Genomic DNA, 14,206 nt, shown 5'->3' with positions numbered 1-14,206 from the left:
CCGCGCCACCTCCTGCCGCGAGCGGGGGGAGCGGTGCGCCAGCATGGCCGCGTGCACCCCGCCGCCGACGACCCGCGGACCCCCGGCGCGCTCACCGGCTACCAGGCCGGGGCGTGGCGCTGGCTGGGCGGCGGGGTCATCGCCGCCGTCCTGGGCGTGCTGCTCGCCGTGGCCGCCGTCGCCATCGCCGCCAGCTCCGGCCGGCGGCTGCCCGGGGTGGGCCTGGTCGTCGTGGCGCTCGTCGTCGGCGGGGCGGTGGCGGCGATCGCCGGCGGGGGCGCGCTGGTGCGGCTCCGCCGCTGGCGCCGGGCGCTGGAGACCACGCCGTGGCAGACGGGGACGCTGCGGATCGCCGGGCCGGCGGTGCTGGCCTTCGAGCCGGCCGGCTACGACGAGACCGACCCCCTGGCCGAGCCGGTGCGGCTGCGACTGATCAGCACGTCGGTGTGGCGCACCCGCGCCGTCCAGCGGCTCGACGGCGCCACGATCCGGGCCGCCCGCGTCGGGGACCGGGAGTGGCTTCTGGCCGCCGACGGGGTGCCGACGGTGTACGGCGCCCGGGCCGCCGGCCGCCGCTGATCCCCGCGCGCGGCCCTTCGCGCGGCGTAGTGCGTGCGTTCGGGGTACACCGTCGGCCAAGATGGGCGACGACCGGGCACTCTGCGGTGCCCGAACGACATGCACACGGAGGCGACAGGCGAGATGGCCAAGCGGAACCCCAAGCACGCGCACCTGGTGGAACCGACCTGGGGGCAGTCCGAGGACGGAGGCCCGCCGCTGACGGAGTTCACCGCCGAGCCGGCCGGCCCGCTGTCCCCCTTCGGTGAGGACCACGGCTTCCCGATGCCGCCCAGCCGCCTCCGCTACGCGCACCCGACCGACAGGCCCAACCGGGCCGGCGTCCAGACGGCCGAGGGGCGGCGCAGGCCATGACCACCCCCGCGCTGCCGTCCTACAGCAGCGGGACCTCGACTGTCCCCCTGCTCGGCGACACGATCGGGGCCAACCTCGACCGGACGGCAGCGCGGGTGGGTGACCACGAGGCGCTCGTCGAGTGCGCCACGGGCCGCCGCTTCACCTACCCGCAGTTCGTCGCGGAGGTCGACGCCTGCGCCCTGGGCCTGGACGCCCTCGGCGTGGCCAAGGGCGACCGGGTCGGCATCTGGGCGCCCAACTGCGCGGAGTGGGCCTTCGTGCAGTACGCGACGGCCAAGCTGGGCGCGATCCTGGTCACCATCAACCCGGCCTACCGCACCCACGAGCTCGCGTACGTGCTGAAGCAGGCCGGCATCTCGGTGCTGGTCAGCGCGCCGTCGTTCAAGACCAGCGACTACCGGGCGATGGTGGCCGAGGTCCACGGGGACTGTCCGGACCTGCGCGAGGTCGTGTTCATCGGCGATCCGGAGTGGGAGCGGCTGCTGGAGACCGGCCGGGCCGGCGACCGCGGCCTGCTGGCCGGCCGCGAGCAGCAGCTGTCGGCCGACGACCCGATCAACATCCAGTACACCTCGGGGACGACGGGCTTCCCGAAGGGCGCCACGCTGACCCACCACAACCTGCTCAACAACGGGTTCTTCGTGGGCGAGGGCTGCGGCTACACCGAGGCCGACCGGATCTGCGTCCCGGTGCCCTACTACCACTGCTTCGGCATGGGCATGGGCAACCTGGCGGCCACCAGCCACGGCGCGACGATCGTGATCCCCGCCCCCGGATTCGACCCGGCGCTCACTCTGCAGGCGGTCCAGGACGAGCGGTGCACCTCGCTCTACGGCGTCCCGACGATGTTCATCGCCGAGCTCGCCCTGCCCGACTTCGGCTCCTACGACCTGTCCAGCCTGCGGACCGGGATCATGGCCGGCTCGCCGTGCCCGGTCGAGGTGATGAAGCGGGTGGTCGCCGAGATGGGCATGACCGAGGTGACCATCTGCTACGGGATGACCGAGACCTCACCGGTCTCCACCCAGACCGGGGCGGACGACGACCTCGACCGGCGCACCTCCACCGTCGGCCGGGTGCACCCGCACCTCGAGGTGAAGATCGTCGACCCGGGGACCGGGCTGACCGTGCCCCGCGGGACGCCGGGTGAGTTCTGCACCCGCGGCTACTCGGTGATGCTGGGCTACTGGGACGAGCCGGAGAAGACCGCGGAGGTCATCGACGCCGCCCGCTGGATGCACACCGGCGACCTCGCGGTGATGGACGCCGAGGGCTACCTGAACATCGTCGGCCGGATCAAGGACATGGTCATCCGCGGCGGGGAGAACGTGTACCCGCGGGAGATCGAGGAGTTCCTCTACACCCACCCCGACGTCGTCGACGCCCAGGTGATCGGGGTGCCCGACGAGCGCTTCGGCGAGGAGCTGATGGCCTGGGTGCGGCTGCGGCCGGGCGCCGAGCCGCTGACCGCGGAGGGCCTGAGGGAGTTCTGCACCGGCCGGCTGGCCCACTACAAGATCCCGCGCTACGTCAAGATCGTCGAGGAGTTCCCCATGACGGTCACCGGCAAGATCCGCAAGGTCGAGATGCGGCAGGTGTCGGTGCAGGAGCTCGGCCTGCAGGCGGCCGCGGCGGTGCAGAACGCCTAGCTACACCCGGGCCTTCGGGCCCGGCGCCAGCCGGACGATCAGCTTGGACAGCAGGTTGCCGACCACGACGTAGACCAGGGCGGCCAGCGCCGCGTTGATCGTCTCGCCGAGCTTGGCGTCCTCGGGCCGGAACAGGTCGACGGTGAACCAGCCGAAGGTCTCGCGGACCTCGGCGGCGAAGCTCACCAGCGCGTTGTCCGGGTTGGCCTCGAAGAACCAGAACACTGCGTGCAGCACGATCACCGCCGCGATCAGCGAGGCGACCAGGCGCACGACCGAGGCGAGCAGGGCGAACGCGCGGGTCGCAGCGGCACGGGCCATGCGTTCATGATCTCCCGTCCGGCGCGCCGCCGCGACCCGTCCCCGCTCAGGGGACCGCGCAGGGCACCACCAGGGCCCGGTGGTCCGACAGCGGCAGCCGCACCGCCTCGCCCGGCCCGGTCGCGGTGATCCCGCCCCGGCCGAGCACGTGGTCCAGTTGCCGGGTGGGGGAGTCCAGCGGGAAGGTCGGCGCCGAGGCCAGGGGCTGGAGCCCGCTCAGCCGCACCGCCTGGCCCGCCGACATGTTGAGGTCGCCCATGAGCACCAGCGGCTCCCGGGTGCCGGTCAGCGAGCGCACCAGCGTGGACAGCTGCAGCGCGTTCCAGCCGGGGATGAACGACAGGTGCGTGTTGGCCACGGTGAACTGCCCCGACGGCCCCTCCAGCACTGCGGCGACGGCGACCCGCGGCTCGTCGCCGACCAGCTTCGGCCGCGGCGCGCCCCGGAACCACACCGGCACCCGGCTGCGCAGCGCGGGCAGCCGGACCACCCGCCAGGACACCACCGGGTAACGCGACAGCAGTGCGATGCCGTAGCTGGCCGACCCCGGCTGCTCCTCGCCGGTGGCCGCCATCCAGGTGCCCCCGGGGGTGCCGGAGAGCGCCGCCACGAACTGGGAGTCCACCGCCCCCATCGCCTCGGCGGCCACCGCGGTGAGGTCCGCGCCCATCGACCGCGGCTGGTCCCGGTCGACCTCCTGCAGGCCGAGGACGTCGGCGTCGAGGGTCTTCACCGCGGTGGCGAGGCGGTCGACGTCGACCCGGTCGTCGGCGGGCGAGCGCCCGTGGAGGATGTTGAACGTCGCGATCCGCACGAGAGGTCCAGTGCCCCGCCCGCAGCGGTCCACACCGCAACGTTCCGATGGGACGACGCGGGGTAGCAGGAGCGTGTGCAGCCCTCGGACCGAGACGAGATCCGTGACCTCCTCAAGCGCACCGCGGTCGCGCTCAAGCAGAGCGACGTGCCCTTCGCCCTGTGCGGCGGCTACGCGGCGTGGGTGCGCGGCGCGCCCGAGCCGGACCACGACGCGGACTTCCTGGTCCCGGCGGCCGAGGCGGAGCGGGCGGCCAAGGTGCTGGCCGCGGCCGGGCTGGAGGTCGTCGACCCGGCCGAGGACTGGCTGACCAAGGTGGTCCAGGGCAACTCCTTCGTCGACGTCCTCTGGCGGACCTGCGGGCAACCGGTGGAGCAGGAGCTCATCGACCGGGCCGAGGAGCTGTCGGTGCTCTCGGTGCACATGCCGGTGCTCGAGGCGACCGACATCGTCGTCACCAAGCTCATGACCCTCGACGAGCACTACTGCGACTACGCGCGGCTGCTGCCGGTGGCCCGCGCGCTGCGCGAGCAGGTCGACTGGACGAGGGTCCGCCGGGAGGTGGAGGCCAACGACTTCGCGGTGGTGTTCCTCGTCCTGCTCGACCGCCTCGGCATCGTGGAGCAGCCGGTCACGCAGGGGTGAGCACCGTCGCCAGCGCCGCCACCGCCACCAGCGCGACGACGACGGTGGCCAGCAGTGCCAGCCGGGGCGCGGCCACCTCCGAGCCGCTCTCCACGGCCCGGTGGACCAGTCGCTCCCTGCGGGGGGCCAGCCAACCCAGCACGGCCAGCCCCAGCAACGCGACGACGCCGGCGAGGGCCAACAGCACCGGCGCCCCACCCTGCGCGGAGTGGTGCGCCATCAGCCCGGCCACCGCGAGCACCCCGAGGCCGGTCCGCTGCCAGGCCAGGGCGGTCCGCTCCTGCCAGGTCTCCCGGGCCGCCCGGCTCATGCGCCGATCACCTCGATGCCGACCAGCACCGCCACCACCACGAGGACGGCGGACAACGAGGCGACGACCGTCGTCGGCACCCGGCTGGGGGGCAGCGGGCGCCCGGTGGCGATCGCCCACTCGTTGCGCCGCCACCGACGGTAGCCCCCCAGGGCGGTCCCCAGCCCGGTGAGCACCAGCGCCACCGCCACCGCCGCACCACCCCACGGGACCCCGAGGCCGGGGGCGAACTGGGCCATGGCCACCCCGGCGGCGACCAGGGCCAGCCCGGTGCGCAGCCAGGCGAGCAGGGTCCGCTCGTTGGCCAGCGTGAACCGGTAGTCCGGGTGGGCGGGCTCGGTCTCGCCGGGGGGCACCGGGTCAGGCTAGGGCGCCGGCCGATCCGGTGGAGGACGTCGACGGGACGCGGGTCACGGCGACTAATCTTGGCGCTCAGCGGCCGCCACGCCGCCACGCCCACCCGGCCCGGCGCCGGACCGTCCGCGACTCACTCGAGGGAGCAACGTGCCCACCGGCAGAGTCAAGTGGTTCAACCCGGAGAAGGGTTTCGGCTTCCTCTCCCGCGAGGACGGTCCCGACGTCTTCGTGCACAAGGATGCTCTGCCCGCCGGCACCGCCGAGCTCAAGCCGGGCCAGCGGGTGGAGTTCGGCATCGTCGCTGGTCGCCGCGGTGACCAGGCCCTGCAGGTGCGGGTGCTCGACCCGCTGCCCTCGGTGTCGGCGGCGGCCGCGGCCGCCAGCCGCAAGAAGCCCGACGAGCTGGTTCCGATCATCGAGGACCTGATCAAGCTGCTCGACGACGTCTCCAACGGGCTGCGCCGCGGCCGGCACCCCGACAAGGCCGTGTCCCGCAAGGTCGCCGCGGTGCTGCGCGCGGTCGCGACCGACCTGGAGCACTGAGCCCGGCTCAGCCGGGCGGCGGCGTTGTCGGCGGTGCGGTCGCCATCCCCCCGGAGGGCCCGCCGGCGCGGATGAAACCGATCGGCCAGGCGCCGCTGAAGCCGTCGCAGCCGGCCTCGGCGTCCTGGACGACGACGAGGTAGAACGCCGGCGGGACGACGTCGGAGCTGTTGATGTCGTCGAACACCGTCGTGCCGGCGTCGACCTCGACCTCGCCGAGCTGCTCGGTCAGCTGGTCGTCGAAGACCTGCACGCTCCAGCCGTCCTCGGCCAGCGCGTCGGGCACGGTGAGCCGGATCGTGGTGTCGGGGGAGACCTCGATGATCGGCGGGGTCACCTCGTAGCGCTGCCCCTCGCCGTCCAGGCACGCCTGGGTGGGGGAGGCGCTGACCTCCTGGGTACCGGCCCGGACGACGACGTCCTGCGGGCCCGAGGGCTCCCCCGACCCGCACCCGGCCACGCCGGCGAGCAGCAGCAGGCCGCCCAGGGCGGCTGCCGGCCTCATGCGTGCCCCCGCGAGTCGGTGGCCGCCTCGGCGGCGGCGAACGGGGGGGTGGGCGGCGGGACGGCGGGGCGCCGGCGGGGCGTCCACAGCACGAGCGCGACGGCGAGCACCAGCAGTGCGGCGGCGACGGTGAATCCGAGCCAGCCGGTGGGCGGCAGCGCGATGCCGAGCGCGCCGCCGACCACCCACGCCAGCTGAAGCAGGGTCTCGGACCGGGCGAACGCCGAGGCCCGCAGGCTCTCGGGGACCTCCCGCTGGATGATCGCGTCCAGGGAGACCTTGCCCAGCGCGTTCGCGACCGCGGACACCCCGGCGACCACGGCGGCCATCGTGAAGCTGTAGAACACCGCGGCCAGGACCGTGATCACCGCGGCCGAGCCGGCCGACACCAGCACCACCGTGTCCGGGCGGACGGTGTGCAGCCGGGATCCGACCGCGGTGCCCAGCACGCTGCCCACCCCGGCCGCCCCCGCGATCGCGCCGAGGGCCAGGGTGGCCGGCCAGCCGCCGTCGACGGTGGCCTGGACCAGGAACGCCGAGAAGATCGTGAGGAAACCGCCGAGGCCGCGCAGGGCCGCGTTGGCGCGCAGCGCGACCACCACGGCCGGGTTGACCGGGCGGCGCCGGCGGCCGGTGGTCACCGGCTGGGGCGCGGTGGTCAGCACGTCGGCCGGCAGCTCCCCGGCCGGCACGTCGACGTGTGGCGGCAGGCGGACCGCGAGCACGCCGGCGAAGAGGAACACCGCGGCGGTCACGGAGAGCTCCCAGGTGAACCCGAGCGCCCACGCCAGGCCCGCGCCCACGCCGCCGAAGACGCCGGCGGTGAGCAGCCCGAAGACCGAGAGCCGGGCGTTGGCCGAGGTGAGCGACATCGCCCCGGGCAGCACCCGCGGGACGACCGCGGCGCGCAGCACGTTGTGCGCCTTGGACAGGACCAGGACGCCGAGGGCGGCGGGGTAGAGCCAGAAGTCGTCGAAGTGCGCCGCCATCACCAGCGCGAGCACCCCCCGGCCGATCAGGCTGGCGGCCATCGCCCAGCGGCGGCCCCGCTGCAGCCGGTCCAGCAGCGGCCCGATCACCGGGGCGACGACGGCGAAGGGCGCCATCGTCACCAGCAGGTAGAGCGCCACGTTGCCGCGCTGGGCGTCGGTGGTGGCGGCGAAGAACAGCGTGCCGGCCAGCGAGACGGCGATCATCGCGTCGCCGGCCATGTGCAGGGCGTTGACCCACAGCAGCTGGGTCAGCCCGCTCTCCCCGGCGCCGTCCGCGCGGCTGGCGGTCCGGACCCGGCGCACCGCGGCACCGGTCAGCTCCCGGGAGCGGGCGGCGGCGACCCGGGTGACGGTCACCTTGCGCGGCGGGGGCACCGCCGGCTGCGGGCGGGTGGCCGGCCGCGGGGCGTCCAGCGGGGTCGTGTCCAGCCGGTCGACCGCGGAGGACGGCTGCCTCCGGCGCAGGGCGCCCCGGCGGGCGCCGGGCGGACGGGAGCTGGGCACCGGTCCATGGTGCCGCACGGGGCTGACCAGGCCGCGGGGAACCGCCCCGGGCGGGCCGCCCCCGCGCCGTCGACACGTCAGGGACAATGGCGTCGTGGCCGACTTCTCCGACCCCGCCGGTGCGGGGAGCGTGCTGTCCGCGGCGGTAGAGCTGGCCCGGGCGGCGGCGGTGGAGACCGCCGGCTCCGCCGACCAGGTCGGGGAGCACCTGGGCGCGACCCCGGAGGTGCCCGACGGCGACGCCGCGGCGCTCGGCGAGGTGGTGACGCACTCCTTCGCCAGCGCGCTGCCCGGCTACGTCGGCTGGCACTGGGCGGTCACCCTGGCCCGCGCGTCCGGTGCCGAGCAGGTCACCGTCGACGAGGTCGTGCTCCTGCCCGGCGAGCGGGCGCTGCTGGCGCCGGCCTGGGTGCCCTGGCAGGAGCGGCTGCGCCCGGGGGACCTGTCGGTCGGCGACGTGCTGCCCTCGACCGAGGACGACCCGCGCCTGGTCCCCGCCTACACCACCGACGACGACGCCGCCGAGGACCCGGAGGCCTCCGCGCTGGCGGCCGAGCTCGGGCTCGGGCGCGAGCGGGTGATGTCGCGGGAGGGCCGCAGCAAGGCGGCGGAGCGCTGGGCCGACGGCGACTTCGGCCCCCGGTCGGCGATGGCCCGGCACGCGCCGGGGCCCTGCGTCACGTGCGGCTTCTTCCTGCCGCTCGCCGGGTCGCTGCGCACGCGGTTCGGTGTCTGCGGCAACGAGTTCTCCCCCGCCGACGGGCGCGTCGTCACCGTCGATTACGGCTGCGGTGCGCACAGCCAGGCCACGCTGGTGGCCGAGGAGGCGACCGAGGTGGTGATGTCGGCGCGCTACGACACCGGCGCCTTCGACGTCCTGACCGACTAGGTCAACCGCGCCGGCGGCGGCCGAGCTGGCCCTGCCAGCGCATGATGCCCAGCCCCACGGCGGCCAGCGCGACGCCCGCCACGCAGGTCCAGGTCCACACCCGGTCCACCCGGTCGCCGAGCAGCAGGAGCACGACCAGGGCCAGGGCCCAGAGCACGGATCCCGCGAGCACCACCCGCGCGGTGTCCACCTGCAGCGGGGGCGGGGCCTGCTTCGTCGGACCGGGCACGGACCCGACCCTAGGGCCCCGGGCCCCCCGGCCCGCGCAGGCGTGCATCCCGGGTATGGCACGCTGACGCCGCTCGGAGCAGTTCAGAGCAGTTCTCAGCAGTTCGCACCGGTCGGTCGGGGCGCGCCTTCCGCCGCCCGTCCGTCCGGCTGCCCGCCCGGGGAGTCAGCATGTCCGAGAAGTCCCGCCCGTCCAGGGGCACCAGCCTCGACCAGGCAGACGGCGGCACACCGGCCGACACCGTCGCGGGAGCGGGGAGGACGCCGCAGCGCAGCGAGGGGCCGCGGATCAGGCCGCGCAACAGCCTGGACCGCTATTTCGAGATCAGCGCCCGCCGGTCGACCGTGGCCCGTGAGCTGCGCGGCGGCCTGACGACGTTCTTCACGATGGCCTACATCGTGGTGCTCAACCCGATCATCCTGTCGGGTGTCGACGTCGAGGGCGACAGCCTGCCGTTCGCGTCGGTCGCCGCCGTCACCGCGCTGATCGCCGGCGTGATGACGATCGCCATGGGCATCATCGGCCGGTATCCCTTCGCGGTGGCCGCGGGGCTGGGCATCAACGCGATCGTGGCGGTCTACGCGGCCACCCAGCTGTCCTGGCCCGAGATCATGGGCCTGATCGTGCTCGAGGGCCTGCTGATCACGGTCCTGGTGCTCACCGGCTTCCGCAAGGCCGTCTTCGACGCCATCCCGACCCAGCTGAAGACGGCGATCGCGGTGGGCATCGGCTTCTTCCTCACGATCATCGGGCTCGCCGACGCGGGGGTGATCCGGCCGGGGACCCCGCTGATCAGCTTCGGGATCGACGGTTCGCTGGCCGGCTGGCCGCTGCTGGTCTTCGTCGTCGGGCTGCTGCTGACCTCGGTGCTGGTGGTCCGCAAGGTCAAGGGCGCGCTGCTCATCGGCATCGTCGTCTCCACCGTGCTGGCGATCATCATCGAGGCCGTCGCCGAGATCGGCCCCCGCATCGGTGCCGACGGATCGGTCAACGACCGCGGCTGGGCGCTGCAGGTGCCGGGGCTGCCCGACGACGTCGTCAGCGCGCCCGACCTCTCCATCGTCGGCCAGTTCTCGCTGTTCGGCGGCTTCGAGCGGATCGGCGTGATCGCCGCCCTGCTGATCGTCTTCTCGATCATGATCGCCGACTTCTTCGACACGGTGGGCACGATCACCGCCGTGGGTGCCGAGGGCGGTCTGCTCGACAAGGACGGCAACCTGCCCCGGTCGCAGCCGGTGCTGCTGGTCGACTCGCTGGCCGCCGCCGCGGGTGGCGCGGGCAGCGTCTCCTCGAACACGACCTACATCGAGAGCGCGGCCGGCGTGGCCGACGGCGCCCGCACCGGGCTGGCCAGCATCGCCACCGGGGTGCTGTTCCTCGCGGCGATGTTCTTCACCCCGCTGGTGGAGATCGTGCCGTCGGAGGCCGCCTCGCCCGCGCTGGTCATCGTCGGCGCGCTGATGATCAGCCAGATCCGGAACCTGAACTGGGACGACATGTCCCTGGTCATCCCGGCCTTCCTCACCATCGCGCTGATGCCGTTCACCTACTCGATCACCAACGGCATCGGCGCAGGTGTCCTCAGCTACGTGCTGCTGCGGACGGCGGTCGGCCGGCGCCGCGAGGTGCACCCGCTGATGTGGCTGGTCGCGGCGCTGTTCCTGGTGTACTTCCTGCTGGAGCCGCTGCAGCAGCTGCTGTGAGCCCGGGCCGGAGCGGGTCGTCAGCTAGGCTAAGGACTGTGAGTCGGACCACGCTGGACACCGCGGCGCTGGCCCACGACCTGCGGCTGGCGGTCATGCGGTTCTCGCGGCGGCTGCGCAACCAGCGGGTGGACAGCTCCGTGACGCTCACCCACCTCGCGGCGCTGTCGACGCTCAAGCACCACGGTCCGATGAGCCCGGGGGAGCTGGCGGCGCACGAGCGGGTCCAGCCGCCGTCGATGACCCGCGTCGTCGTGGCGCTGGAGGGCATGAGCCTGGTCACCCGGCGGCCGCACCCCACCGACGGGCGGCAGGTGATCATCGACCTCACCCCGGCCGCCGACGACCTGCTCGCCGCCGAGGCCCGCGCGCGGGAGGCGTGGCTGTCCGGGAGGCTGCAGGAGCTGACGGCCGAGGAGCGCACCGTGCTGCGCGAGGCCGCGGCGATCATGGACAAGCTGGCGAGTGGGTGACGGCGCGCAGCGACCGTGCCCCCTCCGGCACCGGCATGTTCCGGTCGCTGCGCGTGCGCAACTACCGCCTCTACGCCTCGGCCAACCTGGTCAGCCTCACCGGCACGTGGATGCAGCGCATCGGCCAGGACTGGCTGGTCCTGCAGCTCTCCGGTGACAGCGGGGTCGCCCTCGGACTGATCACGGCGCTGCAGTTCGGTCCCACGCTGCTGCTGAGCATGTACGGCGGGGTGCTGGCCGACCGCTACGACAAGCGCCGGACCCTCGTCGTCACCCAGTCGCTCATGGGCCTGCTCGCGCTGGTCCTGGGCGTTCTCGTCGCCACGGACGGGATCGCGCTGTGGCACGTGTTCGTCCTCGCCGGCGCGCTCGGCGCGGTGTCGGCGATCGACGCGCCGGTGCGCCAGTCCTTCGCCTCGGAGCTGGTCGGCCCCGAGCTGCTCGCCAACGCCGTCAGCCTGAACTCGACGATCTTCAACAGCGCCCGGCTGGTGGGACCGGCGGTCGCCGGCGTGGTCATCGGCGCCGCCTCCGGGGACACGGCGCCGGCCTTCTTCGCCAACGCGGCGAGCTTCGCCTTCACCATCGCGGCGCTGCTGACCATGCGCCCGGGGGAGCTGCGGCGCAGCCCGCCGGTGGCGCGGGCCAGGGGGCAGCTGCGCGAGGGGCTCCGCTACACGTGGGCGCACCCGGACCTGGTGCTGGCGATGGCCCTGGCCTTCGTGCTCGGCACCTTCGCCTTCAACTACCAGGTCACCATCGCGCTCATGACCCGCGAGGTCTTCGACCTGGGGGCCCAGGCCTTCGGCCTGCTCTCGACGTGCTTCGCGGTCGGCTCGCTGACCGGCGCCCTGCTGTCCACCCGGCGCAGCGTCCGACCGCGGCAACGTTTCCTGGTCGTCTCGGCGGTGGTCTTCGGGCTGTGCAGCATCGTCTGCGGGCTGATGCCGGGCTACGTGTCCTTCGCGGTGATGCTGGTGCCCACCGGCGCGGCCGCACTGGTCTTCAGCGTGGCCAACAACAGCTTCGTCCAGCTCGGGGTCGAGCCGCAGATGCGCGGGCGGGTCATGGCCCTCTACTTCATGTGCTTCATGGGCGGCACGCCCCTCGGCGCTCCCCTCATCGGCTGGACCTCCGAGCACCTCGGCGCGCCCTGGGGGCTGATCCTCGGCGGCGCGGTCGCGGTCGCCGCCGGGGTGGGTGCGGCCCTCTGGCTGGCCCGGGGGCGCCGGGTCCGGCTGGAGGCGCGCGTCCGCCCGCCGGCGCTGCGGCTGCACGTCGGCCCGCGGGTGACCGCCACCACCCCGGGGCGGCCGGCCGACGTACCGTGACGGGGAGCTCCCCTCGAGTCGTCGGTGGAGGCGGCATGGCTCCCGCGCTGCTGTACGTCGCGTCGGTCGTGGCCGGTGTCGTGGGCGCGGTCGCCCTGCTCGGCTGGCTCGCCCGCTGCTTCTGCGGCTCCGCGCGGCTGCCGCTGCCGCTGCCGCGGCGCCGGCGTCCCGCGGAGCCGGTGCTGCCTCCGCGCCGTCCGCTCGAGGCGGTCGCCGCCGACCTCCACCGGCTCTCGCGACAGCTGGCCCGGGTGCCGGCCGGCGTCCCGATGGCCCGCCGGCTCGGGCTGCAGGCCGCCTACGACGACGTCCTGGGGGAGGCGGCGGTGCTGCTCGAGGTGCCGCACACGCTCGGGCGCGAGCCGGCGGGCCTGCCGCGGGACGTGGAACGGCTGCGGCTGCAGGCGGCGCTCGCGGACGCCGGACTGGTGGTGCCCGACTGACCGCCCCGGCAGCACCGCGGCCGCGGCGGCTGTTCTTCGCGGTGACGCCGTCCCCGGCGGCGCGCGCGGACCTGGACCTGGCGCTGGCGCCACTGCGCGAGGCGCCGGGCGGACCGCGCTGGACGTCGCCGGCGCGCTGGCACCTCACCCTGCTGTTCCTGGGGCAGGTCCCGCCGGATGCGGTCGACGACCTGGTCGCCGCCGCCGGGCCGGCGGTCGCGCCGACGCCCCCGCTCACCCTCCGGCTCGCCGGGGGCGGGCGGTTCGGCTCCCGCCGCCGTCCGCAGATCTGCTGGGCGGGGGTCAGCGGGGACGGGGACGCGCTCACCGCCCTGGCCGCGCGGTTGGCCACCGCTGCGCGGGGCCTGCACCTGCCGGTGGAGGAGCGGCCCTTCCGCGCCCACCTCACCCTGGGGCGCTGGCGCCCCGGGCGGCCCGGGGACGGCGACCTGCCGGAACGGCTGGCCGGGTACCAGGGGCCGGACTGGCCGGTGACCGAGGTGGAGCTGCTGGAGAGCCACCTCGGTCCGGAGCCCCGCTACGACCGCGTCGCGGCCTGGCCCGTGGGCTGAGGGCAGCCGCCCCGGACGATCACCACGCGTACTCCATCGGTGCCGGCTTGTAGCCGGGGAAGATCTCGTCGAGCCGGGCGAGCTGCTCGTCGGTGAGCCGGATGTCCAGCGCCGCCAGCGCCCCCTCGAGCTGGTCCACCGTGCGCGGGCCGACGATCGGGGCGGTCACCGCAGGCTGGTGCAGCAGCCAGGCCAGCGCGACGTCGGCGGGGGAGTGCCCGATCTCGCGGCAGAAGGCCTCGTACTGCTCGAGCGCCGCCCGGTTGGCCTCCAGGCCGCTCTTCGCGCGCCCCTCGTAGCGGCGGCTGCCCTCCGCCTTCTCCAGCGCGCCGGCCAGCAGCCCGCCGTGCAGCGGGCTCCACGGGATGATGCCGAGCCCGTAGTGCTGGGCGGCCGGGATCACCTCCAGCTCGATCTGCCGGGTCAGCAGGTTGTAGATCGACTGCTCGCTGACCAGCCCCTGGAAGTGGCGGCGGGCGGCGGCCTCGTTGGCCGCGGCGAGCTGCCAGCCGGCGTGGTTCGAGGAGCCGACGTAGAGGATCTTGCCCTGGCCGACCAGCGTCTCGCAGGCCTGCCAGATCTCCTCCCACGGCGTGGTCAGGTCGACGTGGTGGAACTGGTAGAGGTCGATCCAGTCGGTCTGCATCCGGCGCAGCGAGGCGTCGCAGGCGCGGACGATGTTGCGGGCCGACAGGAAGGTGTCGTTCGGCCAGTCCGACATCGAGCCGTACACCTTGGTGGCCAGCACCGTCTTCTCCCGCCGCTCCCCGCCCTGGGCGAACCAGGTGCCGAGCACCTCCTCGGTGCGGCCCTTGCCCTGGTCGAAGCCGTAGACGTTGGCGGTGTCGAAGAAGTTGATCCCCTCGGTGAGCGCGCGGTCCATGATCGCGTGGGACTCGTCCTCGGGGGTCTGCCAGCCGAAGTTCATGGTGCCCAGGCAGAGGCGGGAGACCGACAGCCCGCTGCGCCCCAGGTGCGTGTAGTCCATGG

The 14,206-nt window shown here is 74.3% G+C and carries 19 protein-coding genes; 11 read left to right on the top strand and 8 right to left on the bottom strand.

Annotated features, from left to right (window positions below; all coding sequences use genetic code 11):
• Positions 1–51 precede the first annotated feature (51 nt).
• The 3 genes from BMZ50_RS08110 to BMZ50_RS08100 all read left to right on the top strand — a co-directional run bounded on the left by BMZ50_RS08110 (position 52) and on the right by BMZ50_RS08100 (position 2,585).
• Positions 52–579: a hypothetical protein gene (locus tag BMZ50_RS08110; RefSeq protein ID WP_091323009.1), complete on the top strand. Its 528-nt coding sequence runs from the start codon at positions 52–54 to the stop codon at positions 577–579.
• Positions 580–702: 123 nt separating this feature from the next.
• Positions 703–933: a hypothetical protein gene (locus tag BMZ50_RS08105; RefSeq protein WP_091323007.1), complete on the top strand. Its 231-nt coding sequence runs from the start codon at positions 703–705 to the stop codon at positions 931–933.
• Positions 930–2,585 (top strand): AMP-binding protein, encoded by a 1,656-nt coding sequence (locus BMZ50_RS08100; RefSeq protein WP_091323005.1) that lies wholly within the window; start codon positions 930–932, stop codon positions 2,583–2,585. Before BMZ50_RS08105 ends, BMZ50_RS08100 begins: the two co-directional genes overlap by 4 nt.
• Here the strand turns inward: BMZ50_RS08100 and BMZ50_RS08095 are convergent, their stop codons facing one another.
• Both BMZ50_RS08095 and BMZ50_RS08090 read right to left on the bottom strand, forming a co-directional pair.
• Positions 2,586–2,906: a hypothetical protein gene (locus tag BMZ50_RS08095; protein WP_091323004.1), complete on the bottom strand. Its 321-nt coding sequence runs from the start codon at positions 2,904–2,906 to the stop codon at positions 2,586–2,588.
• Positions 2,907–2,952: 46 nt separating this feature from the next.
• A complete protein-coding gene (locus BMZ50_RS08090) occupies positions 2,953–3,720 on the bottom strand; it encodes an endonuclease/exonuclease/phosphatase family protein (protein ID WP_091323002.1) in 768 nt (255 codons plus the stop codon).
• 75 nt (positions 3,721–3,795) lie between these two features.
• On the opposite strand from BMZ50_RS08090, the gene BMZ50_RS08085 reads away from it, so the two are divergent.
• Positions 3,796–4,365, top strand: coding sequence for a nucleotidyltransferase family protein (locus BMZ50_RS08085; RefSeq protein WP_091323000.1), 570 nt, complete (start codon positions 3,796–3,798; stop codon positions 4,363–4,365).
• On the opposite strand, the gene BMZ50_RS08080 is transcribed toward BMZ50_RS08085, so the two are convergent.
• Positions 4,352–4,675, bottom strand: a complete 324-nt coding sequence (locus BMZ50_RS08080; RefSeq protein WP_091322997.1) for a DUF202 domain-containing protein — start codon at positions 4,673–4,675, stop codon at positions 4,352–4,354. The genes BMZ50_RS08085 and BMZ50_RS08080 overlap by 14 nt on opposite strands.
• On the bottom strand, positions 4,672–5,031 hold the full coding sequence (locus BMZ50_RS08075) for a YidH family protein (protein ID WP_091322995.1): 360 nt from the start codon (positions 5,029–5,031) through the stop codon (positions 4,672–4,674). Before BMZ50_RS08075 ends, BMZ50_RS08080 begins: the two co-directional genes overlap by 4 nt.
• Positions 5,032–5,179: 148 nt before the next feature.
• Here BMZ50_RS08075 and BMZ50_RS25230 point away from each other — a divergent pair, with 148 nt between their 5' ends.
• The gene (locus tag BMZ50_RS25230; RefSeq protein WP_091322992.1) at positions 5,180–5,575 is read left to right on the top strand and encodes a cold-shock protein; all 396 of its coding nucleotides are present in this window, start codon (positions 5,180–5,182) and stop codon (positions 5,573–5,575) included.
• Positions 5,576–5,582: 7 nt separating this feature from the next.
• Here BMZ50_RS25230 and BMZ50_RS08065 read toward each other — a convergent pair whose 3' ends face one another.
• Both BMZ50_RS08065 and BMZ50_RS08060 read right to left on the bottom strand, forming a co-directional pair.
• Positions 5,583–6,080, bottom strand: a complete 498-nt coding sequence (locus BMZ50_RS08065) for a DUF2771 family protein (protein WP_091322990.1) — start codon at positions 6,078–6,080, stop codon at positions 5,583–5,585.
• The gene (locus BMZ50_RS08060) at positions 6,077–7,576 is read right to left on the bottom strand and encodes an MFS transporter (RefSeq protein WP_091322988.1); all 1,500 of its coding nucleotides are present in this window, start codon (positions 7,574–7,576) and stop codon (positions 6,077–6,079) included. The genes BMZ50_RS08065 and BMZ50_RS08060 overlap by 4 nt, the downstream gene beginning before the upstream one ends.
• A 94-nt stretch (positions 7,577–7,670) precedes the next feature.
• Here BMZ50_RS08060 and BMZ50_RS08055 point away from each other — a divergent pair, with 94 nt between their 5' ends.
• The gene (locus tag BMZ50_RS08055; protein WP_091322986.1) at positions 7,671–8,465 is read left to right on the top strand and encodes a DUF3027 domain-containing protein; all 795 of its coding nucleotides are present in this window, start codon (positions 7,671–7,673) and stop codon (positions 8,463–8,465) included.
• 1 nt (position 8,466) lies between these two features.
• On the opposite strand, the gene BMZ50_RS08050 is transcribed toward BMZ50_RS08055, so the two are convergent.
• On the bottom strand, positions 8,467–8,694 hold the full coding sequence (locus BMZ50_RS08050; protein ID WP_218146161.1) for a DUF2530 domain-containing protein: 228 nt from the start codon (positions 8,692–8,694) through the stop codon (positions 8,467–8,469).
• A gap of 170 nt (positions 8,695–8,864) precedes the next feature.
• On the opposite strand from BMZ50_RS08050, the gene BMZ50_RS08045 reads away from it, so the two are divergent.
• From BMZ50_RS08045 to thpR, 5 genes are read left to right on the top strand one after another with little or no spacing between them, the layout of a single operon-like run.
• Entirely contained in the window at positions 8,865–10,397 is a 1,533-nt protein-coding gene (locus BMZ50_RS08045; RefSeq protein WP_091322982.1) for an NCS2 family permease, read from the top strand.
• 38 nt (positions 10,398–10,435) lie between these two features.
• Positions 10,436–10,870 (top strand): MarR family winged helix-turn-helix transcriptional regulator, encoded by a 435-nt coding sequence (locus BMZ50_RS08040; protein WP_091322980.1) that lies wholly within the window; start codon positions 10,436–10,438, stop codon positions 10,868–10,870.
• Positions 10,867–12,201 carry an MFS transporter gene (locus BMZ50_RS08035; RefSeq protein WP_245753458.1) on the top strand — a complete coding sequence of 445 codons (1,335 nt, stop codon included), beginning with the start codon at positions 10,867–10,869 and terminating at the stop codon, positions 12,199–12,201. Before BMZ50_RS08040 ends, BMZ50_RS08035 begins: the two co-directional genes overlap by 4 nt.
• Positions 12,202–12,236: 35 nt before the next feature.
• Positions 12,237–12,644 (top strand): hypothetical protein, encoded by a 408-nt coding sequence (locus BMZ50_RS08030; protein ID WP_091322978.1) that lies wholly within the window; start codon positions 12,237–12,239, stop codon positions 12,642–12,644.
• A complete protein-coding gene (thpR, locus tag BMZ50_RS08025) occupies positions 12,641–13,216 on the top strand; it encodes an RNA 2',3'-cyclic phosphodiesterase (protein ID WP_091322976.1) in 576 nt (191 codons plus the stop codon). The genes BMZ50_RS08030 and thpR overlap by 4 nt, the downstream gene beginning before the upstream one ends.
• Before the next feature lie 19 nt (positions 13,217–13,235).
• Here thpR and BMZ50_RS08020 read toward each other — a convergent pair whose 3' ends face one another.
• The gene (locus BMZ50_RS08020; RefSeq protein WP_091322974.1) at positions 13,236–14,204 is read right to left on the bottom strand and encodes an aldo/keto reductase; all 969 of its coding nucleotides are present in this window, start codon (positions 14,202–14,204) and stop codon (positions 13,236–13,238) included.
• Positions 14,205–14,206 lie beyond the last annotated feature (2 nt).

It is taken from the genome of Geodermatophilus ruber, assembly GCF_900114385.1.
Taxonomy (GTDB): Bacteria; Actinomycetota; Actinomycetes; order Mycobacteriales; family Geodermatophilaceae; genus Geodermatophilus; species Geodermatophilus ruber.
This window is presented reverse-complemented; position numbering and strand designations above follow the sequence as displayed.